Origin of the sequence: Bradyrhizobium sp. 147, from assembly GCF_023073935.1 — a bacterium.
GTDB lineage: Bacteria > Pseudomonadota > Alphaproteobacteria > Rhizobiales > Xanthobacteraceae > Bradyrhizobium.
The window spans coordinates 105,528-124,308 of sequence record NZ_JADPKL010000007.1 but is presented as its reverse complement, the minus strand read 5'-3'; the positions used below and the strand labels follow the sequence as shown (position 1 = coordinate 124,308).

At 64.0% G+C, this 18,781-nt stretch carries 21 protein-coding genes; 11 read left to right on the top strand and 10 right to left on the bottom strand.

Going from position 1 to position 18,781, the window contains the following annotated elements; all coding sequences use genetic code 11:
• The first annotated feature begins 5 nt into the window (after positions 1–5).
• From IVA87_RS02060 to IVA87_RS02050, 3 genes are read left to right on the top strand one after another with little or no spacing between them, the layout of a single operon-like run.
• Positions 6–1,610 (top strand): carboxyl transferase domain-containing protein, encoded by a 1,605-nt coding sequence (locus IVA87_RS02060; protein ID WP_247332564.1) that lies wholly within the window; start codon positions 6–8, stop codon positions 1,608–1,610.
• Positions 1,611–1,614: 4 nt separating this feature from the next.
• Positions 1,615–3,618, top strand: a complete 2,004-nt coding sequence (locus IVA87_RS02055; RefSeq protein ID WP_247332561.1) for an acetyl/propionyl/methylcrotonyl-CoA carboxylase subunit alpha — start codon at positions 1,615–1,617, stop codon at positions 3,616–3,618.
• Position 3,619: 1 nt separating this feature from the next.
• Complete coding sequence (locus tag IVA87_RS02050; RefSeq protein ID WP_247332558.1) at positions 3,620–4,531, top strand: hydroxymethylglutaryl-CoA lyase; 912 nt, start codon at positions 3,620–3,622, stop codon at positions 4,529–4,531.
• Positions 4,532–4,537: 6 nt separating this feature from the next.
• On the opposite strand, the gene IVA87_RS02045 is transcribed toward IVA87_RS02050, so the two are convergent.
• The 4 genes from IVA87_RS02045 to IVA87_RS02030 form a co-directional block, all read right to left on the bottom strand.
• Complete coding sequence (locus tag IVA87_RS02045) at positions 4,538–5,464, bottom strand: dihydrodipicolinate synthase family protein (RefSeq protein WP_247332555.1); 927 nt, start codon at positions 5,462–5,464, stop codon at positions 4,538–4,540.
• A gap of 75 nt (positions 5,465–5,539) precedes the next feature.
• Positions 5,540–6,523: a TRAP transporter substrate-binding protein gene (locus IVA87_RS02040; RefSeq protein ID WP_247332552.1), complete on the bottom strand. Its 984-nt coding sequence runs from the start codon at positions 6,521–6,523 to the stop codon at positions 5,540–5,542.
• Between the two features lie 23 nt (positions 6,524–6,546).
• The gene (locus IVA87_RS02035; RefSeq protein WP_247300839.1) at positions 6,547–7,812 is read right to left on the bottom strand and encodes a TRAP transporter large permease; all 1,266 of its coding nucleotides are present in this window, start codon (positions 7,810–7,812) and stop codon (positions 6,547–6,549) included.
• Positions 7,812–8,420, bottom strand: coding sequence for a TRAP transporter small permease (locus tag IVA87_RS02030; protein ID WP_247332617.1), 609 nt, complete (start codon positions 8,418–8,420; stop codon positions 7,812–7,814). The genes IVA87_RS02035 and IVA87_RS02030 overlap by 1 nt, the downstream gene beginning before the upstream one ends.
• Before the next feature lie 226 nt (positions 8,421–8,646).
• Here IVA87_RS02030 and IVA87_RS02025 point away from each other — a divergent pair, with 226 nt between their 5' ends.
• Positions 8,647–9,339, top strand: a complete 693-nt coding sequence (locus IVA87_RS02025; RefSeq protein ID WP_247332550.1) for a GntR family transcriptional regulator — start codon at positions 8,647–8,649, stop codon at positions 9,337–9,339.
• Positions 9,340–9,475: 136 nt separating this feature from the next.
• Here the strand turns inward: IVA87_RS02025 and IVA87_RS02020 are convergent, their stop codons facing one another.
• The 3 genes from IVA87_RS02020 to dctP are packed head-to-tail and all read right to left on the bottom strand — an operon-like array spanning position 9,476 to position 12,404.
• A complete protein-coding gene (locus tag IVA87_RS02020; RefSeq protein ID WP_247281040.1) occupies positions 9,476–10,834 on the bottom strand; it encodes a TRAP transporter large permease in 1,359 nt (452 codons plus the stop codon).
• A complete protein-coding gene (locus IVA87_RS02015; protein ID WP_247300836.1) occupies positions 10,831–11,385 on the bottom strand; it encodes a TRAP transporter small permease in 555 nt (184 codons plus the stop codon). Before IVA87_RS02015 ends, IVA87_RS02020 begins: the two co-directional genes overlap by 4 nt.
• Positions 11,382–12,404 (bottom strand): TRAP transporter substrate-binding protein DctP, encoded by a 1,023-nt coding sequence (gene dctP / locus IVA87_RS02010; protein WP_247332548.1) that lies wholly within the window; start codon positions 12,402–12,404, stop codon positions 11,382–11,384. The genes IVA87_RS02015 and dctP overlap by 4 nt, the downstream gene beginning before the upstream one ends.
• Positions 12,405–12,728: 324 nt before the next feature.
• Between dctP and IVA87_RS02005 the strand changes: the two genes are divergently transcribed.
• The gene (locus tag IVA87_RS02005) at positions 12,729–12,971 is read left to right on the top strand and encodes a pentapeptide MXKDX repeat protein (RefSeq protein ID WP_247332546.1); all 243 of its coding nucleotides are present in this window, start codon (positions 12,729–12,731) and stop codon (positions 12,969–12,971) included.
• Between the two features lie 157 nt (positions 12,972–13,128).
• Here IVA87_RS02005 and IVA87_RS02000 read toward each other — a convergent pair whose 3' ends face one another.
• Positions 13,129–13,476, bottom strand: a complete 348-nt coding sequence (locus IVA87_RS02000) for a DUF6481 family protein (RefSeq protein WP_247300834.1) — start codon at positions 13,474–13,476, stop codon at positions 13,129–13,131.
• Positions 13,477–13,739: 263 nt separating this feature from the next.
• On the opposite strand from IVA87_RS02000, the gene IVA87_RS01995 reads away from it, so the two are divergent.
• From IVA87_RS01995 to IVA87_RS01985, 3 genes are all read left to right on the top strand, one after another.
• On the top strand, positions 13,740–13,967 hold the full coding sequence (locus tag IVA87_RS01995; RefSeq protein ID WP_247332544.1) for a hypothetical protein: 228 nt from the start codon (positions 13,740–13,742) through the stop codon (positions 13,965–13,967).
• Positions 13,968–14,043: 76 nt separating this feature from the next.
• On the top strand, positions 14,044–14,256 hold the full coding sequence (locus IVA87_RS01990) for a hypothetical protein (RefSeq protein WP_247281046.1): 213 nt from the start codon (positions 14,044–14,046) through the stop codon (positions 14,254–14,256).
• Positions 14,257–14,451: 195 nt separating this feature from the next.
• A complete protein-coding gene (locus IVA87_RS01985) occupies positions 14,452–15,213 on the top strand; it encodes a hypothetical protein (protein WP_247332543.1) in 762 nt (253 codons plus the stop codon).
• A 282-nt stretch (positions 15,214–15,495) separates the two neighbouring features.
• Here the strand turns inward: IVA87_RS01985 and IVA87_RS01980 are convergent, their stop codons facing one another.
• The gene (locus tag IVA87_RS01980; protein WP_247332541.1) at positions 15,496–15,657 is read right to left on the bottom strand and encodes a hypothetical protein; all 162 of its coding nucleotides are present in this window, start codon (positions 15,655–15,657) and stop codon (positions 15,496–15,498) included.
• 245 nt (positions 15,658–15,902) lie between these two features.
• Between IVA87_RS01980 and IVA87_RS01975 the strand changes: the two genes are divergently transcribed.
• Positions 15,903–16,091: a hypothetical protein gene (locus tag IVA87_RS01975; protein WP_247332539.1), complete on the top strand. Its 189-nt coding sequence runs from the start codon at positions 15,903–15,905 to the stop codon at positions 16,089–16,091.
• 254 nt (positions 16,092–16,345) lie between these two features.
• Positions 16,346–16,564: a hypothetical protein gene (locus tag IVA87_RS01970; protein WP_247332615.1), complete on the top strand. Its 219-nt coding sequence runs from the start codon at positions 16,346–16,348 to the stop codon at positions 16,562–16,564.
• A gap of 428 nt (positions 16,565–16,992) precedes the next feature.
• Here IVA87_RS01970 and IVA87_RS01965 read toward each other — a convergent pair whose 3' ends face one another.
• Entirely contained in the window at positions 16,993–17,220 is a 228-nt protein-coding gene (locus IVA87_RS01965) for a DUF2171 domain-containing protein (protein ID WP_027574503.1), read from the bottom strand.
• Positions 17,221–17,344: 124 nt separating this feature from the next.
• Between IVA87_RS01965 and IVA87_RS01960 the strand changes: the two genes are divergently transcribed.
• Positions 17,345–18,628, top strand: coding sequence for a hypothetical protein (locus IVA87_RS01960; RefSeq protein WP_247332538.1), 1,284 nt, complete (start codon positions 17,345–17,347; stop codon positions 18,626–18,628).
• The last annotated feature ends 153 nt before the right edge of the window (positions 18,629–18,781 follow it).

The window sequence follows — 18,781 nt, the reverse complement described above, 5'->3', positions numbered from 1 at the left end:
TCATCATGCCGCTCCATTCCAGCATCGATCCGTCTTCATCAGACTTCGCGCGCAATTCCGAGGCCATGCGCACCCTCGTCGCGGACTTGCGTGAAAAGCTGAGCCAGGTAGCCGGTGGCGGCGGTGAGGCTTCGCGCAACCGCCACACCGCACGCGGCAAGATGCTGGCGCGCCAGCGCGTCGACCTGCTTGTCGATCCCGGGACGTCATTCCTGGAGCTGTCGCCGCTCGCGGCCTATGGCCTCTATGGCGGCGACGTGCATTCGGCGAGCATCGTCACCGGCGTGGGGCGCATCTCGGGCCGCGAATGCGTGATCGTCGCCAATGACGCCACCATCAAGGGCGGCACCTATTATCCTATGACAGTGAAGAAGCATCTGCGTGCGCAGGACATCGCGCGGCAGAACAACCTTCCTTGCGTCTACATGGTCGATTCCGGCGGCGCCTTCCTGCCGCTCCAGGACGAGATCTTTCCGGATGAGCGGCATTTCGGCCGCATCTTCTACAACCAGGCGCAGATGTCCTCGGCTGGTATCCCGCAGATCGCGATCGTAATGGGCTCCTGCACTGCCGGCGGCGCCTATGTTCCAGCGATGTCGGACGAGAGCATCATCGTTCGCAATCAAGGCACCATCTTCCTCGGCGGTCCGCCACTGGTGAAGGCTGCGACCGGCGAAGTCGTGAGTGCGGAGGAGCTCGGCGGTGCCGACGTGCATTCGCGGCAATCCGGCGTGACCGACCATTACGCACAGAACGATGCACACGCGATCGGCATCGCCCGGCGCATTGTCGGCACCTTGAAGCCACCGACGCGGCCGAACCTCAACATGCATCCGCCGCGCGAACCGCTGTTTGCGGCGGAGGAGATCTACGGCGTGGTCCCGGTCGACGGCCGCAAGCCATTCGACGTGCGCGACATCATCGCCCGCATCGTCGACGGCTCCGAGTTCGACGAGTTCAAGAAGCTTTACGGCACGACGCTGGTGTGCGGCTTCGCTCATATCTGGGGCTATCCGGTCGGAATCATCGCCAACAACGGCATCCTGTTCAGCGAGAGCTCGCTCAAGGGCGCACATTTCATCGAACTGTGCTGCCAGCGCGGCATCCCGCTGGTTTTCCTGCAGAACATCACGGGCTTCATGGTCGGCAAGAAATACGAGGCCGGCGGTATTGCGCGCGACGGCGCCAAGCTGGTGACGGCGGTTGCCACCGCTTCGGTGCCGAAATTCACCGTCGTGATCGGGGGCTCCTATGGCGCCGGCAATTACGGCATGTGCGGCCGCGCTTACTCGCCGCGCTTCCTATGGATGTGGCCGAACGCGCGCATCTCGGTGATGGGGGGCGAGCAGGCTTCGATGGTGCTGAGCCAGGTCCGGCGCGACAATATCGAGGCCAAGGGCGATAGCTGGTCCAAGGAAGAGGAAGAGAAATTCCGTAGCCCCATCCGCGCGCAATATGAGAGCCAGGGGCATCCCTATTACGCGACCGCGCGCCTCTGGGACGACGGCGTGATCGATCCGGCCGACACGCGGCTGGTGCTTGGGCTCGGCCTCTCGGCGGCGTCGAATGCGCCGATCGAGCCGATGAAATTCGGCCTGTTCAGGATGTGACGCGATGGACCGCTCAAAGCTCTACCGGCGATTTCGCACGCTCCTGATCGCCAACCGCGGCGAGATCGCCTGCCGCGTCATCCGCACTGCGCGGGCCATGGGCCTGCGCACGGTCGCGGTCTACTCCGAGGCCGATCGCGACGCGATGCATGTCGCGCTCGCCGACGAGGCCGTGCTGCTCGGGCCGGCGCGGGCACGCGACAGCTATCTCAATGTCGAGCGGCTGATCGAGGCCGCGCGCAAGACCGGGGCGGAAGCGGTGCATCCCGGCTACGGCTTCCTGTCGGAGAATGCAGACTTCGCGCGGGCCTGCCTCGATGCGGGCCTTGTTTTCGTCGGGCCGACCGCCGAGATGATGAATGCGATGGGCTCGAAATCCGGCTCCAAGGCGCTGATGGAGAAGGCTGGCGTGCCGCTGGTGCCCGGCTATCACGGCGAAGCCCAGGACGAGGCGACTCTTTCGAAGGCTGCGGACAGGATCGGCTTCCCCATCCTGGTGAAGGCGTCGGCCGGCGGCGGCGGCCGCGGTATGAGGATCGTGCGCTCGGCGGCCGAACTCGGGCCTGCGATCGTCAGCGCCAAACGCGAAGCCAAGGCTGCGTTCGGCGATGACCGCATGCTGATCGAGAAATATGTCGACAATCCCCGGCACATCGAGGTGCAGGTGATCGGCGACAGCCACGGCAATCTCTTGTCCCTGTTCGAGCGCGAGTGCACGCTCCAGCGCCGGCACCAGAAGGTGATCGAGGAGGCACCGTCGCCGACGCTCAATCCTGCCCAACGCGAGACCGTCTGCGCCGCCGCGCGAAAGGCGGCGGGCGCGGTCAAGTATGTCGGGGCGGGTACGATCGAGTTCGTCTCCGACGGCAAGGACGTGTTCTTCATCGAGATGAACACGCGCCTCCAGGTCGAGCATCCCGTGACCGAGCTGATCACCGGAATCGACCTCGTCGAATGGCAGCTCCGCGTCGCCTTCGGCGAGGCGCTGCCTTTGAAGCAGGACGAGATCCGGCTCAACGGCCATGCGGTCGAGGCGCGCGTCTATGCGGAAAATCCAACCAAGAATTTCATGCCATCGGTCGGCAGGATCTCGACCTGGCGTTTGCCCGCCGAGACCGGCGGACTGCGCATCGATGCCGGCTATCGCGAGGGCGACAGCGTGTCGCCTTATTACGATGCGATGCTCGCAAAAATGATCGCGTGGGCGCCGACGCGGGACGTCGCGATCGAGCGGCTCAACCGCGGGCTGCAGGAGTCCGACGTCCGCGGCATCGTCACCAACATTCCGTTCCTGTCGGCGCTGATGACGCATCCGAAGGTGCGGACCAATGCGATCGACACCGGCTTCATCGAGCGCGAGCTGGCGGTCCTGACGCAGGCCGCGCCGGCGCCCGGCGAGCTCGAGCTGTGCGCCGCGGTGGCTGCAATCGTCAACGACGAACGGCAAGCAGCGCAGGCGGATGCGAATTCGCCCTGGCAGACATTCGGCTGGCAGCCGGTCGGCTGCCGCCAGCGCATCTTCGCCTTTCGCGTCGGCCATGGGCCAGAGCAGAAGATTACGCTGAACTACGGGAGCGGCGCCTCGACGCTGGTGATCGGCGAACGCGAGCTGGCGTTCGCGATTGCGCCGCGCGACGGCGGATTCGATCTGACGCTTGATGGCTTGAAATCTGCCGTTGCGGCCGTGATTGACGGCCATGAGCTATATTTGCGCACGCGCAACGGCCGCTTCGATCTGCACTGGGTCGATCCGTTCGGCGGCGAGAGCGAAGAGCATGCCGGCGAGGACAAGATCGCGGCGCCGTTGCCGGGTACCGTCGTCGCCGTGCTGGCGGAGGAGGGCGCCAAGCTCGACAAGGGCGCGCCGATCCTCACGCTCGAAGTGATGAAAATGGAGCAGACGCTGCGCGCGCCCTATGCCGGCGTGCTGAAGTCCGTCAAATGCAAGGTCGGCGACATCGTGCAGGAGGGGGTCGAACTCGCTGTGGTCGAGCCTTCGGGAGAGTGAGATGAGCGACCAAATCCGGTTCATCGAGATGGGGCCACGCGACGGCCTTCAGAACGAGAAGACGGCCGTCAGTGTCGGGTCCCGTATCGCCTTCATCGAGGCGCTGGTCGCGGCTGGACTCACCACAGTCGAGGTCGGCGCTTTCGTCTCGCCCAAAGCGATCCCGCAGATGGCGAGCTCGGACGCCGTGCTGCGCGGCGTCAGCCATGTGCAGGGCGCCGAATTCCATGTGCTGGTGCCGAACGAGAAGGGCTATGACGCCGCGCGGGCTGCGGGCGCGAAGGTCGTTTCGGTGTTCGCGGCAGCTTCGGAAGGCTTTTCGCGCGCCAACATCAATTGCTCGGTCGCGGACTCCATCGCGCGGTTCAAGCCGGTGCTCGCGCGCGCCAAAGCCGATGGCGTCAAAGTGCGTGGCTATATCTCCTGCGTGCTGGGCTGCCCGTTCGACGGCGAGATCAAGCCGAAGGCGGTCGCCGATCTCGCCAACACGCTATGGGAGCTCGGCTGCTACGAGATCTCGCTGGGCGACACAATCGGCGTCGGCACGCCAAGCAAGGCAAGGGAGATGCTGCGCGCCGTTGCCGCCAACATTCCTCCCGCCAATCTCGCAATGCATTTCCACGACACCTACGGCCAGGCCCTCGCCAATCTCTATGCCGGGATGGAGGAGGGCGTCCGCGTCATCGACGCCGCCGCGGGCGGCCTCGGCGGCTGCCCCTACGCCCCCGGAGCAACTGGCAATGTCGCGACCGAGGACGTCGTCTACATGCTCGAAGGTATGGGCATCAGGACCGGCATCGATATGGACCGGCTGCTGGCGGCGACCAACGAGATGAGTGCCGTGCTGGGCAAGCCGCCGGTGAGCCGCGTGGCGTCCGCGCTGAACGCCAAGCGGAGGCGCGCGGCGAGTTAAGGCCGCTTACGCCGCCTTCAAGCCCACATCCGGCAGGCGCGGCCGGTTCTTGAGCGCCTTGGCCATCATGGCCTCGACCTCCGCCTTCTCTTGCGGCAGCAGAGCCAGGCGCGGCGGGCGCGTCAGCGCGGTACCGCGGCCCATGATGTGCTCGCACAGTTTGATGCACTGGACGAGGTCCGGGCGTGCATCCAGATGCAACAGCGGCATGAACCATTCGTAGAGCGGCATCGCCTCGGCATAACGCCCTGCCTTGGCGAGACGGAACAGCGTCTCGCCCTCGCGCGGGAAGGCGTTCGACATGCCGGAGACCCAGCCAACCGCGCCCATGGCGACGCTCTCGACGATGACGTCGTCAAGACCTGCGAACAACACGAAGCGGTCGCCGACCATGTTGCGGGTGTCGATGAACCGCCGCGTGTCGCCGGACGAATCCTTGAAGCAGACGACGGTGTCGACATCGGCGAGCGAGGCCAGGATGTCCGGGGTGACGTCGTTCTTGTAGATTGGCGGATTGTTGTAGAGCATCACCGGCAGGTCGGTGGCGCTGGCAACGGCGCGGAAATGCGCAGCCGTCTCGTGCGGCTTGGACGAATAGACCAGCGCCGGCATCACCATCACACCGTCGACACCGGCGCGCGCGGCTTCCTTGGCGGTCTCGACTGCAAACGCCGTGGTGAATTCGGCGATGCCGCACAGCACGGGCACACGGCCGGCCGCAACCGACTTCGCGGCCTCCATGATCGCGACCTTCTCCTTGCGCTCCAGCGAGGTGTTTTCGCCGACCGAGCCGCAGACGATCAGACCGGAAACGCCGTCGCGGATCAGCCCATCCATGACCTTGGCTGTCGCATCGATATTGAGCGACAGGTCGTCATTGAATTGCGTGGTAACGGCCGGGAAGACGCCTTCCCAGGAAATGCGTGGGCTCATTGCTTGGCTCCGATTGGAATTGGATCGGCGGATGGTTCGATCCGCCGGGCATTGACGGTGAGGGCGAGAGTGGGATCAGAGCGTCGCGCCGACCTTGCGCAGCTCGGCGAGGACAGGGGCTTTTGGCAGCCAGATCTTGTCGAACTCGGCAATCACGGCCTCGGTGTCCTTGGCGTCGACCTGACGGATCGGGATCGGCGCGTTCTTGAAATTCTCGATCAGCGCGGGCTCGTTGCCGGCGAGCTCGTCGATCTGCACATCCAGCGTCGACTTGATCGTCTTCGTGATCAGCTCGCGGTCGGCCGCGGGGAGCGACTGCCAGACCCGGCCCGAGACGACCGCCGCCATCGGCATGAAGACGGCATTCATCTGGAGGATCACTTTCGACACCTTGTCGAAGCGCTGGTTCCAGGAGAATTCGAGATCGGCCTCGAGGCCGTCGACCTGGCCGTTGGCCATGGCGTCGAACACCTGCGGCGTCGGGATCGGAGTCGGCGCAGCGCCCAGCGAGGAATAGAAATCGCGATAGACCGGCGTCGGATTGATGCGCAGCTTCATGCCGCGAATGTCGGCCAGCGTATTCAGATCCTTGGAGGAGAACACGGCGCGCATGCCGGTGATGCCCCAGCCGAGTCCGATCGTTCCGGTCTCCTGCGGCAGCACTTCGAACAGCTTCACCGCCGCCGGATGCCGCACGAATTTCGCGACCGCAGGCGTCGAGCGGACGATATAGGGCGCATTGATCGCGGCGATGTGCGGCACGCGCGAGCCGAGCTCGGCGGCCTGGATGAAGCCCATGTCGAGCGCGCCGGATTGCAATTGCTGCATCATCGCGGGCTCGTTGCCGAGCTGCCCGGAGTGGAACACGCTGACGCTCAAGCGGCCGCTCGTGGCCGCCTTGAGATCTTCGCCGAATTTGAGGGCGGCCTTGTTCCAGGAATGGCCGTTGGGCGTGATCAGGCCGAGCCGGAATTCCTTGGGTTGCGCGAGCGCCAGTGACGGCGCGAACACCGATGCGGCGGCACTGGCGGCCAGAAAGCGGCGACGTGAAAGCGGCATGGTCGGGCTCCTTTCGGATGGGCCTATTTGACGAGGATCAGCGAGAGCGACGGATAGAGCGAGAGCAGCACGAGGAGGACGCAGGAGATGACGAAGAAGGGCAGCGTCACCATGAACATCTTGCCCGGCTTGGCACCGGTGACAGCGGCCGCAACGAAGAAGCAAAGTCCGACCGGCGGCGACAGCAGGCCGAGCACGAGGTTGATCACGACCACGACGCCGAAATGCCGGGGGTCGATATGATAGACGTCGGTCGCGACCGGCAGCAGGATCGGCACCGTCATGATCAGGCCGGGAATGCCGTCGATCACCGTGCCGATCACCAGCAGGATGACGTTGCAGATCAGCATGAAGCTGACCGGGTCCTTGGCGGCCGTCTGGATCCAGGCCGCAGTCTCCTGCGGCACCTTGCCGAAGATCAGGACCCAGGAGAACACCGCCGCGGCTGCTACCAGGAACAGCACGATTGCCGAGTAGATGGCGCTGCGCAGCATCATCTGCGGCAGCTGGGAAAATTCGAACTCCTTGGTCCAGAATTTTCCGACCAGTGCTGCTGCGACAGCCCCGACGGCAGCGGATTCGGTCGCGTTGGCGAGGCCGCCGAGAATGGTGCCGACGATGACGATGGGGATCAGCAGCGTCGGAGACGTCCGCAGGATCGTCATGATGCGCTGACGCGGCGTCTGATAGTCTGCGCGGGGATAGTTGTAGACATAGCCCATCAGCGCGATGACGAGGCAGAACATCACGGTGAGGATGACGCCAGGCACGATGCCGGCGATCAGCATGTCGCTGACCGAGACCTGCGCGAGCACGCTATAGACCACGAACATCACCGATGGCGGGATGATCGGGCCGAGCATGCCGCCATAGGCGGTCAGTCCCGCGGCGAAGGTCTTGTCGTAGCCCTTCTTCTCCATCTCTGGCACCATGATCTGGGCCATGATCGCGACCTGCGCAGTCGCAGAGCCCAGGATCGACGAGATGAACATGTTGGCGAGGATGTTGACGTAGGCGAGCCCGCCCTTGAACGAGCCGACGAACGCCATCGCCATGTCGACGATGCGCCTTGTGATGCCGCCGCCATTCATGATCTCGCCGATCAGGATGAAGAGCGGAATGGCGATCAGGCCGTAGCTGTCGACGCCGCCGAACAGCTGGAGCGGGTAAGACTGGAACAGCACGGGATTGCCGGATGCGGCGATGTAGACGAGGCCGGCGAGGCACAGGCAGAGGCCGATCGGCACGCCGACCAGCATGAAAGCCATGAAGGCGGCTGACGTGATCATCAGTTGACCCCGTCCAGCTCGGAGAGCTGAAAGCCCTTTGGCGAGGTGCGCGGGACCAGCTCGAGATCTTCCAGCAAATTGGCGAGGCCGTGAATGGTCATCGACACCGCGAAGATCGGCAGCGTCAGATACAGCACCCAGGTCGGCCAGTTCAGCGTCTGGGTGTGCTCGGTGTAGAGGAAGTTGAAGGTTTCGGCGGCGAGCTTGCGCCCGTCGAAGCCGGCGCGGGCGAGACCAATCGGGTCCATCCAAAGCACGCAGGTGACGATCAGTGCGGCGCCGAACACGACCACGAGGCCGGTCGAGATCACTTTGGCGAGCTTCTGGTGCGGCGCCGAAAGACGCTCCGTCAGCATGGTCACCGCGAAATCGAGCCGCAGCCGGGTCATTGCGGAGGCACCGATGAAGGTCAGCCAGACCACGCAATAGACGGCGGATTCGTCGATCCAGTAGATCGGGAAATGCGAGTACCGGGTGACGACGTTCACCAGGATCAATCCGGTGAGCAGGTACATGAGGCCCATCAGCGCGAGGCGCTCGACCGCGAGCAGGGCGCTGGACGCGCGGACGATCATGCGTCGAACACTGAATGCGCGCGTGGCCAGCATCGTCTGTTCGATCATGGAGGCCCCAACCTCGAGATTTGTCGTGCTATCGCCAAATGTATAATTTATACATTTGCGCTGTCAAACGGAGATTGCGGTCACTTCGGCGGCAGGACGCGCTTTTGCTGGGCACTGGCTTTTGCTGGACTCTAGCTTTCGCTGAAGCCTTCAACATGCAAGAGAGGGACCGCTTCGGCCGGATGAATCGCGAAGGAAGACAGAAGGTCAGATGAAACAGCCTCTGAAGCATCGCACGCTGTCGGCTGCGATCGTCGACCAGCTCAGGCAGGCGATCCTCGACGACACCTATCCGGCGGGATCGCAGCTGCGCCAAGATGCGCTTGGCGAGGCTTATGGCGTCAGCCGCATCCCGGTGCGGGAGGCGCTGTTTCAGCTGGAGGCGGAAGGGCTGGTGCGCATCGTGCCGCAGAAGGGCGCCATCGTCTCCGAGCTGTCGCTGGACGAGATCAACGACGTGTTCGATTTGCGCCGCATCCTGGAGCCGAGATTGCTGGCGCAGTCGGCGCCACGTTTCACCGTTGATGATTTCGACGGGCTCGACGACATCCACAAGAGCTTTGAGAAGGCGATCAAGGCGCGCAACGTCAGCGAATGGGGGCAGCTCAATGCCGACTTCCACATGGCACTCTACGTTCATGCGCCGCAGCCGCGCACAAGAGCCATCGTGCTGTCACTGCTCCAGACCAGCGACCGCTACACCCGCTTGCAGCTCTCCAACACCAAGGCGATGGGGATCGCCGAGAAGGAGCACGCCCATCTGATCGCGCTCTGCCGCGCACGGAAGGTCGATGAGGCCTGCCGCTTCCTCGAGCGGCACATCGAAGCCGTGCGTAAGGATCTGTTGCAGGTGGTGGCCGGCAGCGCGATCGCGCCGAAGTCACGGCGGAAGGAGAAATCGTAAGGCGAGGCAAAGCGCGCAGCGCCGTGCCCACGATCTGTCCATGATCGCGACAGAAGTGGTGGGCATGCTTCCGCCTTCGCTCTTCGAGCTACGGCGGACAAGTCGCTTTGCCCGCCCGACGGCAGTTCGGTTCCCTCTACCTGCTCCCGTCCGGCCCCATCACGAGATCCGGCAGCCAGGTCGAGATCTCCGGCACGAGGCACAGCAGCAGCACTGCGAGCATCATCAGCAGCACGAAGGGCAGCGTGCCCCAGATCACCTCGCGCAAGGGGATGTCGGGCGCGACGTTGCGGATGACGAAGATGTTGAGGCCAACCGGCGGGTGGATCAGGCCCATCTCCATCACGATGGTCATGACCACGCCGAACCAGATGATGTCGAAATTGGCGGCGCGGAGCGGCGGCAGGATGATCGGCGCCGTCATCAGGATGATCGAGACCGGCGGCAGGAAGAAGCCGAGCACCACGACCATGACGAGGATCGCGAACAGCAGCTCCCAGCGCGGCAGGTGCATCGCGACGATCGATTCGGCGACCGATTGCGAGATGTGCAGATAGCTCATCACGTAGGAATAGAGCAGCGACATGCCGATGATCATCATCAGCATGGTCGATTCCCGGATCGTCGACCGCATGATCGGAGCGAGATCGCTCGGCCGCCACACGCTGTAGATCGCTGCGATCAGCGCCAGCGCCAAGAGGCCGCCGAGACCGGCGGTTTCCGACGGCGTGGCGTAGCCGCCATAGAGCGCGATCATGACGCCCGTGAGCAGCAGCACGAAGGGGATCACCCGCGGCAGCACGCTGAAGCGTTCGGCGAGCGTATACTCGTCGCGCTGCAGGATCGCAGCTTCCGCGCCGCCGTTCTTGTAGATCGCTTCGGCGGCGGCATATTCCTGGCGGAAGCGGATCACGGCATAGGCGCCGAACAGCGAGACCAGCAAGAGGCCGGGCCCGATGCCGGCGAGGAACAGCCGCCCGAGCGACTTTTCGGCGGCGACGGCGAACAGGATCATGGTGATCGAGGGCGGCAGCAGAATGCCGAGCGTGCCGCCGGCAGCGATGATGCCGGCAGCAAAGCCGCCGGAATAGCCGCGTTTGCGCATCTCGGGAATGCCGGCCGAACCGATCGCCGAGCAGGTCGCGGGCGAGGAGCCCGCCATCGCCGCAAACAGCGCGCAGGCGAAGACGTTGGCAACACCGAGGCCGCCCGGCACCCGATGCAGCCAGGCATGCAGCGCCGAATAGAGATCCTGGCCGGCGCGCGACTTGCCGATCGCGGCACCCTTGAGGATGAAGAGCGGGATCGACAAGAGCGTGATCGAGGCCATTTCCTCGTAGACGTTCTGCGTCACCGTATCGAGCGAAGCGGCGGGCATGTAGATGCCCATGAACACGACTGCGACTGCGCCAAGCGCGAACGCAATCGGCATGCCCGAAAACATCACGAGCAGCGTCGCGATGCCATAGGCGAGGCCGATACCAAAGACGCTCATGGCCGCCGGGCTCCGGTGAAGGGCAGCGCAAGCTGCACGAGGATCTGGATGCAGAGCAGGCTCATGCCGAGTGCCATCAGCGAATAAGGAATGGCGAGGGGCGGCGACCACATCGAGTTCGAGACCTGGCCGTCGACATAGGCTTCATGGGCCAGGGTCCAGGACTTCCAGGTGAAGAAGGCGCAGAACAAGAACGTTGCGGCGTCGACCAGCCAGAGTCGGACCTTGTTCGCGAACGGCGAGAGCAGACCGACGAAGGCCTCGATGCCGATGTGGCCGCGGTTCTGCTGCACATAGGCCGCCGTCATGAAGGTGGCGCCGACCAGCAGGAACACGGCGGCCTCGTCCTGCCAGTAATTGGCGGCCTTGAACAGCGCGCGGCTGAGCACGCTGTAGCTCAGGATCGTACAGGCCGCGACCAGCGCGATCGCGGCGAACACGACGATGATGCTGTTGAGGACTGCGAGGCCACGATCGATCGCCGCCGCAAGGCCTGTCCTTGCGGCAGCGTTCGGCAGGTCATCACGATCCGGAAGCGGACCGTGGCTCATGCCGCGACGTCGGTGGCGAGCTTGAGCAGGTTCGCAGCGGTTGCGGTCTTGGCGCTGTAGTCCTTCCAGGCGGTGTCGCGGGCGATGTCGCGCCACTTGCCGACTGTCGCGGCGTCGAGCACCGAGACCTTGGCGCCGGCTTTCTCGTAGACCTTGGCGACCTCGACGTCGTCGTCCTGCGCGCCCTTGCGGCCGAAGGCTTCGAGCTCGGTGCCGACCGCTAGCAGGATGTCCTGATGGTTCTTCGGCAGCTTGTCGAAGATTGCCTTCGACATCATCAGCGGCTCGAGCATGAACCAATAGGAGGTGCCGGCCCCTGATGTCAGCGATTTCGCGACCTCTTCGAGACGGAACGAGATCAGGCTGGTGGACGAGGTGATGCCGGCATCGCAGGCGCCGGTCTGCATCGCCGCGTAGATTTCGTTCGACGGCACCGATAGCACCGAGGCACCGGCGGTCTGGAGCACCATGTCCATCTCGCGCGAGCCGCCGCGTACCTTCAGGCCCTTGGCGTCTTCAGGCGCGACGATCGGCTTGGAGCGGCTGGCGACGCCGCCGGCCTGCCAGACCCAGGTGAGCAGAATGATGCCCTTGTCGGCGAGGAAGTCGGACAGCGCCTTTCCGACTGGTTCCTTCTTCCAGCGCAAGCCCTGGTCGTAGGTGGTCACGAGGCCGGGCATCAGGCCGATATTGGTCTCCGGCAGCTCGCCGCCGGCATAGGGCATCGGATAGAGACTGATATCGAGCGCGCCCTTGCGCATCGCGGAGAACTGCGCGTTGGTCTTGATGAGCGAGGAGTTCGGATAGATTTCAGCGGCGATGTCGCCATTGCTGCGCTTGGCGACTTCGGCAGCGAACATGCGGCAGAGCCGGTCGCGGAAATCGCCTTTGTCGATGGTGCCACCTGGGAACTGGTGCGAGATCTTCAGCGTGGTGGCGGCCTGCGCCGTCCCGGTGCCGAAGCGAAGAATGGCGGGTGCGGCGACGGCGGTCGCGAGCAGATGACGGCGCGTGAGCATGGTGTGATCCCCTTGGGCGGTTCTTTGCACGGTTCTTGTTTGGCGTGAATTTGGGTCCGGGTTTTCGAGCCCGGCGCATAGGCCCATCCTAGCCGGTCTTACACCCGATGATCTCTCATCTGATAGTTCGAGACCGAATGCCGCGGCAAGTGCCGGTCGTGCTGCGCTGCACACTTCCGATCTGCGTGGGACTACGCCAGACGAAGGACGGCAGCGGGCCCGCAGAAATTTATCGGCCGGCGCGTAACAACACCACGTGGCACTCCGTCGACAGGAAAGCGGCATCCGTCGCTGACAAACACCATCTCGAAGGGAAGACTGCTCATGACCATTCGCACCCGCATCGTGCTCGGCGTTTCGGCTGCCGCTCTGTCGCTCGGCCTCGCGCTGATGCCTGCCGCCTTTGCTCAGGACAAGATCGGCAAGGACGAGGGCATGATGAAGAAGGACACCATGTCCAAGGACGGCACGAAGAAGAATACCATGTCCAAGGACGAGGGCATGAAGAAGGATCACATGTCGAAAGACGGCATGAAGAAAGACGACGGGATGATGAAGAAGAATTGATCATCCGCGGTCGTCGCGAAGCGCCTCGCCGAGGCGAAGGCGCGCTTCGGATGCCCTCCGCAATCGACCATCGGGGCGGCGGATTCGCGCGCTCCGGTGGGCCATCTCGATGGGAGAAGTGAACTGAGGCGTGCCTCAGTTCAATTTGGTTTGAACGCTACTTCCGCTTGGACTTGCGGGCCGCGTAGCGGGCGTCGCGCTTTGCCTTCTGCTCGGCCTCGAGCGCAGCCATCCTTTCGGCGGCTTCCTGAGCCTCGCGTGCAATCCGCGCGGCCTCGGCTGCCTTCGCCTCTTCCTCGCGGCGCCTCTGCTCAGCCTTCTCCGCCTCGCGCGCGGCCTTTGCCTCGGCGCGCTTCGCTGCGAGAGCCTCGCGCTCGGCACGCTTCGCCGCAACCGCGGGATCATCCGGCCCGGGTTGGGATTTGAATTTGTTCAAAAGATTTTTGCGTGCGTCCTGCGCCGCCTTCTGACGGTCTGCGAAACCGGGTTCCCTGAATCCACTCATCGACCAGCCTTGTCTTCCTCGCTTTCGATCCTACATCACTGCCTGTTGGTACGTCGGCTGGGCATAGCAGGCGCCACGCGACGCACATGCGTGTACATCGACGCGCGTCGCAACGCCACCCAAATCGCAGCCGATCAGGTCAACGAAAAATCGCCTCCCGACGAGCTCTCGTAGCCCGGAAAAACTGCCGAATTGTGATGTCCCTCATAAGGGAGCACGCGGAGCGGCGCCTAGCGTCCGCCCCAACGAGACGGAGCACGGGCATGACGATCTTCCGACTGAGCCTGAAGGCGCTCGGAGCTGCCTTCGTGGTGGCGGCGCTGGCCGGTGCCGCGTTGCTGCTAGCTCGTCCGCAGCCGATCGAGAGCGCCGTGTTGGGCACCGATTGGGAGTGCACCCGGACCGCATTCGTGCTCACCACCTGTGCACCGCGGACGACGCCGGCGGTTGAGACCTCGCGCAAGGATGCAATCCGGCCGACCCGGGGCTGAACTGGACCGGACGATCGGGATGTGACGCCACGTCGCAGAGGTGCTAAAGGCGCCTTGCCGACCGAGTCTGGTAGCCATGTCCAAGCCCGAATCGGGCCCGAAGCCCAAATCCTCCCAAAAGTCCCCATCGGGCGACAACCGCCGCGGCGCGGTCGCCGGCTTGATTATTGCGATCGTAATCCTGGGCGTCGGCTGGTGGCTCGCGCGTGATCTCACGGCCGCCAGCAAGATGCAGGACTGCCTGATGTCAGGGCGGAGCAACTGCAACGTGATCGAGCCGGCGCGCTAGGAGCGGTCCGGCGCGCAGCGCTGCAGCATTTCGGGCCACAAATTGCTCTGATCTTAATCATTTTTAACGGGACTTGGCCGATCAAGCAGGTCAGTTATGTCAGCCGGCATCAGCTCGGCGTGAGAGAATCGTCTATCGCGCCAGGAACCACGGCAATTGAGCACGGCAATCGAGAGAGTAGGGGGTCAAACACGCATGAGTGCGTCCAGCCGCATGAAGGTCATCATTCCCTTGGTTTCGGCCATGTCGTTGCTCGCGCTGTCGGCGCAGGCGCAGGAGGCCAGACCGCCGAAGGAGGCCGGCCAACAGCCGGCAGGGTCGCGAGCCGGCGCGCCGCCCCAGGACAATCAGACCATGCGCAGGGGGCCTCCGCCGCAGCAGGCGGCCCGCCTCGCGCCGCAGCCTTCCGATCAGCCTCATGCAGGTCCCGGCTCGCACAATGCCGGCGGCCCGCCCGGGCGCAATTATGCCCGCGGCCCCGCACCGGCGCGCGATTGGGGCGGTCACGCTTATCGCGGCAACCGCGCCTGGGAGGGCGGACGCTGGCGCCACGAGGTCCGCAACGGCCGCTCCGGCTGGTGGTGGGATGTCCGCGGCGTCTGGTATTATTATCCGCAGCGCATGGCCGGACCGCCGGCCTACATCTCCGAGGAGTATATCGACGACGTGCCGGTGGCTTACGCGCCGCCGCCGGTGGCGTACGCGCCTCCGCCTCCGCCGCCAGCCGATCCCGGTGCAAGCGCGCTGGGCGGCGCCATCGTCGGTGGCGTGCTGGGCGGCCTGCTCTCCGGCAACGCAACGGGGGCTGCCGCAGGCGCGGTTCTCGGCGGGGCGACCGGCGCGATCGCCGGCGCTACGGCCGCCTCGCAACCCGGCTACTATCTGGCTCAGGGCGTTTGCTACTACCGCTATCCCAACGGTCAGTATGTGCAGGCCGATCCCCGCGCATGCTACTGAGTTTTCCCAGCCGGATTTGAAGCAAAGAGGCGGGCTTCTGGCCCGCCTCTTTCGTCTGGCGCCCCGCGATGGCATGAAATCCAGCGCTGGCGCTCGCTGCCACTCACGCAAGTCTCGAAAGAAATGTCGGGACGATTCGCGGGGTGTAGCTCATGCTGGATTCCATCCAGATCAGCAATGGCGTTGTGGGCCATGATCGTGCTCTCGCAGGTGCTGCATTATCTTTCTAGCGCACCATCGGCGGCGGCCCCCCAAGCGGGCGGACCAAATCGCCTTTGCGCTTCAAGATACCAGCCAGTTGAAGAACGCCATCGCGGCCCAGACCAGACCGCCGATCCAGGCCAGCATTAAGATGGTGATGGTGCCGAGATAGGCGATGCCGAGCAGGGCGGACCCTTGTCGTTGGGTCGGGACGACCACCTCGGCTGCTGCTTTGTGTGTCATGACCGGACCATCCTGCCCTCTGCGCTGGTGCAAGCGCTCGCGCCCAGGGAGCGCCAAGTGGTGTTTATCGGAGATGCCGTCCGCAGCCTGTGAGGCAATTCACAGACCATGAATTACACACCAGTCTGAATGAATCTCGGCCCTGGCGTCACGATGCCTGCATGCGTCGAAGCGATCTCCGGAGTCTCACGTGACAATTCCGCCAGACGCCGGCGTTTCTCTGCAATGATACGGACGAAATTGCCATGCGCTTGTCCAGATCGGCCGGTTATACGGTCGGCAACATGTGCAGCAAGTACGATCCACAGCACGAGGCCGAGGCCGCGATGAAGCGGGCCGCTGCGTCCGAAGGCGCTGATCGGCAGCGCCTGATCCAGCTGGCCCTGGCTTGGCATCAGCTCGCCCGCGACCGGCGTGAGGAGCGGACGGATTAGCCGCATTCCCGCCGACAGCCCCTTCCGTGGCAAGAAAAACCCCGTGCTCGGGGGACAAGCACGGGGTTCTTCCGGGGTTCTTCAAAGCCGACCGGGGCTGGTAGGTCGGCACCACCTGTTTCGTCAGATGCAACGTGCCGGTGGTGATCTCGTTCCATGACGCGCAGAAATTTATCGCGCCGTCGCCCGCCGGCTTGCGCGGTCCACCTCGGCTCAGATCTCGGAACATTCGATCCGCAGCAGCGTTGGCGGCCATGACCGGCCCCGAATTGCGCGCACAGTCCTTCGAGATCGCCTGGAGATATCTCGACCAATCCGGTCTGCTAACCGGTGAACCCAAGGATTCAGCCCGCTTCATCCTGAACAGGATCGACCGCATGATGCTGCGCGGCGAGCGGCGCAGACTGCTACTGTCAAACGCCGCGATCGATGCCTACCGGCTGCGGCCTCTGCTCGTGACGCTGGATGCATGATCGATACGCGGCCGGGTGCGTCTGGTCGCCTCCACGCGCCCAGGCTCGGACGGCGAAGGCCAGTTGATGGTGACCAACCGCGACATCCGTCAGAGAAGCTTGCACAACTTCGAGGCGCTTCGCGATTCCGCTCGGGCTCACGTCCACGGCAGCGTCGATCGCCAAAAATGCCATGGCGGTGGCGGCAACTCCGGATGTGATGGCGATTCTTGTCCAATCGGATGGCGGCATCGCAATAACCTTCGACAGCTCTTTTGCATGCCGGATAGGTAGGGCTCTGCTGTCCGCTGGACAGGCCTGCGCACGCTTTCTTGAAGTGCGACAGATTTGCGAAGTTTGCTGCTTAGCGATGTTGCGCTCGACACGAATCGGCGAACCCCGAAACGGGTCCGTGAACACGGAAAAAGCCCCCGAAGGGGCTTGCTGTGTTATGCCGCTTCCGTCTTCGGCACGGCGTCGGCGTTCACCGACAGCTTGACGACATCGCCTTCGACGGCGCCGACATATTTCGTGTCGATGTAGTGATGATGGTCCTTGTGACCTTCGGGACTGTCCTTCCGGGTCAGCTTGATGCGGTTGCCCTCGACGCGGTCGACGGTGCCGACATGGGCGCCGTCCTTGCCGATGATCTTCATGTGCTCTCTGATATCAGCCATATGGTCCTCCTTGCACAGTCGTTAACTGCGAAGAGCGGCCTTCGTTGCAGGCCGCGCGGGCAGATACTGAACCCAACGCAGGGCGCAGACGTTGAATTGCGGATGGCACATATCCAAGATCCGCATGGAGACGCTTGAAGCCTATCTGGAACGAAAGCATCAGGAACTCAGGCTATTGAATGATTGTCTGAGAAACCGGCTCGATTTGGCACGTCCGCGATCCGTCGACGAAGTCGTCAGGTCCAAATTCCAGATCACTGCGGCGCTGAGAGCGGAGCATGAGCTGCATGAGTGGAAGGCGACGGAGACGGCCTGGTCGCACACGGCCGATCCCGCCAGCGGGCCGTTCCAGTTCAGTTATGACTACCAGCGGGCCGATCTTAGCGTACGCGGTCCTTCGTTCTATGAGCTCGCGTGCGGCTGCACGAGCGAGACGATCTATACCGCGTCAGGCATGGCCGCGATCTCCGCTGTGCTCCTTGCTTCCGCACAGATCATCGACAAGGCTGACATCCTGGTGCTCCCGAGCACCTACGGCGAAACGCTGGAGCTGATCCGGAGCTTTGTCCCGCACCTGCAACTCGTCGGCTTGAAGCCGCCGCTGGGCGATGCGTTTGCCCGGGGGAATTCTCCGCAAATTCTGTTGCTCGATTCCTGCTCCTTTGCCGGCGCTTTCGAGGCGGCGCTCCGCAGTGACGGCTCGGGGCTCGATCTCCTGGTCTTCGACACGACCTGTTTCGCCGGCAGATCCGTGCGGATCAGACGCGTGCTGCGATGGGCCCGGCGATACGGAATTCCGCTGGTGCTGGTGCGAAGCCACAACAAGCTCGATTCGCTCGGAGCGGAATATGGCCGACTCGGCTCGGCGGTTTTCGTCTATGGCAAGGAGCACGAGCGGCGGGCAGGGCGCCTTGACTGCAAAGGGCTCGCCGCCGCAACGCGTAACGCGGTACGGCTGCTCGGCGGCGCGGCGTTGCCGGCGCACTTCCCGCCCTTTGCGGGCAGTGCAACCTACTGGGCTCTGACGAAAAGGCGCGTTGCGGCGATCTTGCGCAACGGACGAAGCACGGCCCGATATTTTGCCGCACGGCTCCCGGCGCTGTCAGCCGAGCTCCATTTCACCCACGGCCTCTACGTCACGCTTCGGAGCAGGCGTCCGCTCGACGAGGCGAGCGCGCGGTGGGCCGCCGAAGACATGAGCAACGAACTGCGCCGAGAGGGTTTTCCCATCCGTCACGCCGGCAGCTTCGGTTTCGACTTCGCCGCGACCGAGTGGTTTCACGATGCCACCACGGACCAGTATAGCGTCCGGGTGGCCATTCCCGATCTTCCGACGGAGCTCTGGAATGATCTGGCCGCGGCCATTGCGTCGTGGTGGCGGGCGCATCAGGCCGAGGTTGGAAGATGAACGCGGCTGCGGCGCCGCGGGTGGCCGATCTAGACTAGCCCCTTTTAGCGTCGGTTGGCGATCCCGGCAGGACTCGAACCTGCAACCCGCGGAGTAGAAAGCTTTTAGCCAGGGCCGGAATTCTTGCGGCCGTCCAAATACTTGCCAATCGGC

Excerpts from the sequence above, each read along its gene's own strand:
- IVA87_RS02060 (WP_247332564.1), top strand. The coding sequence starts at position 6 with ATGCCGCTCCATTCCAGCATCGATCCGTCTTCATCAGACTTCGCGCGC.
- IVA87_RS02055 (WP_247332561.1), top strand. The coding sequence starts at position 1,615 with ATGGACCGCTCAAAGCTCTACCGGCGATTTCGCACGCTCCTGATCGCC.
- IVA87_RS02050 (WP_247332558.1), top strand. The coding sequence starts at position 3,620 with ATGAGCGACCAAATCCGGTTCATCGAGATGGGGCCACGCGACGGCCTT.
- IVA87_RS02045 (WP_247332555.1), bottom strand. The coding sequence starts at position 5,464 with ATGAGCCCACGCATTTCCTGGGAAGGCGTCTTCCCGGCCGTTACCACG.
- IVA87_RS02040 (WP_247332552.1), bottom strand. The coding sequence starts at position 6,523 with ATGCCGCTTTCACGTCGCCGCTTTCTGGCCGCCAGTGCCGCCGCATCG.
- IVA87_RS02035 (WP_247300839.1), bottom strand. The coding sequence starts at position 7,812 with ATGATCACGTCAGCCGCCTTCATGGCTTTCATGCTGGTCGGCGTGCCG.
- IVA87_RS02030 (WP_247332617.1), bottom strand. The coding sequence starts at position 8,420 with ATGCTGGCCACGCGCGCATTCAGTGTTCGACGCATGATCGTCCGCGCG.
- IVA87_RS02025 (WP_247332550.1), top strand. The coding sequence starts at position 8,647 with ATGAAACAGCCTCTGAAGCATCGCACGCTGTCGGCTGCGATCGTCGAC.
- IVA87_RS02020 (WP_247281040.1), bottom strand. The coding sequence starts at position 10,834 with ATGAGCGTCTTTGGTATCGGCCTCGCCTATGGCATCGCGACGCTGCTC.
- IVA87_RS02015 (WP_247300836.1), bottom strand. The coding sequence starts at position 11,385 with ATGAGCCACGGTCCGCTTCCGGATCGTGATGACCTGCCGAACGCTGCC.
- dctP (WP_247332548.1), bottom strand. The coding sequence starts at position 12,404 with ATGCTCACGCGCCGTCATCTGCTCGCGACCGCCGTCGCCGCACCCGCC.
- IVA87_RS02005 (WP_247332546.1), top strand. The coding sequence starts at position 12,729 with ATGACCATTCGCACCCGCATCGTGCTCGGCGTTTCGGCTGCCGCTCTG.
- IVA87_RS02000 (WP_247300834.1), bottom strand. The coding sequence starts at position 13,476 with ATGAGTGGATTCAGGGAACCCGGTTTCGCAGACCGTCAGAAGGCGGCG.
- IVA87_RS01995 (WP_247332544.1), top strand. The coding sequence starts at position 13,740 with ATGACGATCTTCCGACTGAGCCTGAAGGCGCTCGGAGCTGCCTTCGTG.
- IVA87_RS01990 (WP_247281046.1), top strand. The coding sequence starts at position 14,044 with ATGTCCAAGCCCGAATCGGGCCCGAAGCCCAAATCCTCCCAAAAGTCC.
- IVA87_RS01985 (WP_247332543.1), top strand. The coding sequence starts at position 14,452 with ATGAGTGCGTCCAGCCGCATGAAGGTCATCATTCCCTTGGTTTCGGCC.
- IVA87_RS01980 (WP_247332541.1), bottom strand. The coding sequence starts at position 15,657 with ATGACACACAAAGCAGCAGCCGAGGTGGTCGTCCCGACCCAACGACAA.
- IVA87_RS01975 (WP_247332539.1), top strand. The coding sequence starts at position 15,903 with ATGCGCTTGTCCAGATCGGCCGGTTATACGGTCGGCAACATGTGCAGC.
- IVA87_RS01970 (WP_247332615.1), top strand. The coding sequence starts at position 16,346 with ATGACCGGCCCCGAATTGCGCGCACAGTCCTTCGAGATCGCCTGGAGA.
- IVA87_RS01965 (WP_027574503.1), bottom strand. The coding sequence starts at position 17,220 with ATGGCTGATATCAGAGAGCACATGAAGATCATCGGCAAGGACGGCGCC.
- IVA87_RS01960 (WP_247332538.1), top strand. The coding sequence starts at position 17,345 with ATGGAGACGCTTGAAGCCTATCTGGAACGAAAGCATCAGGAACTCAGG.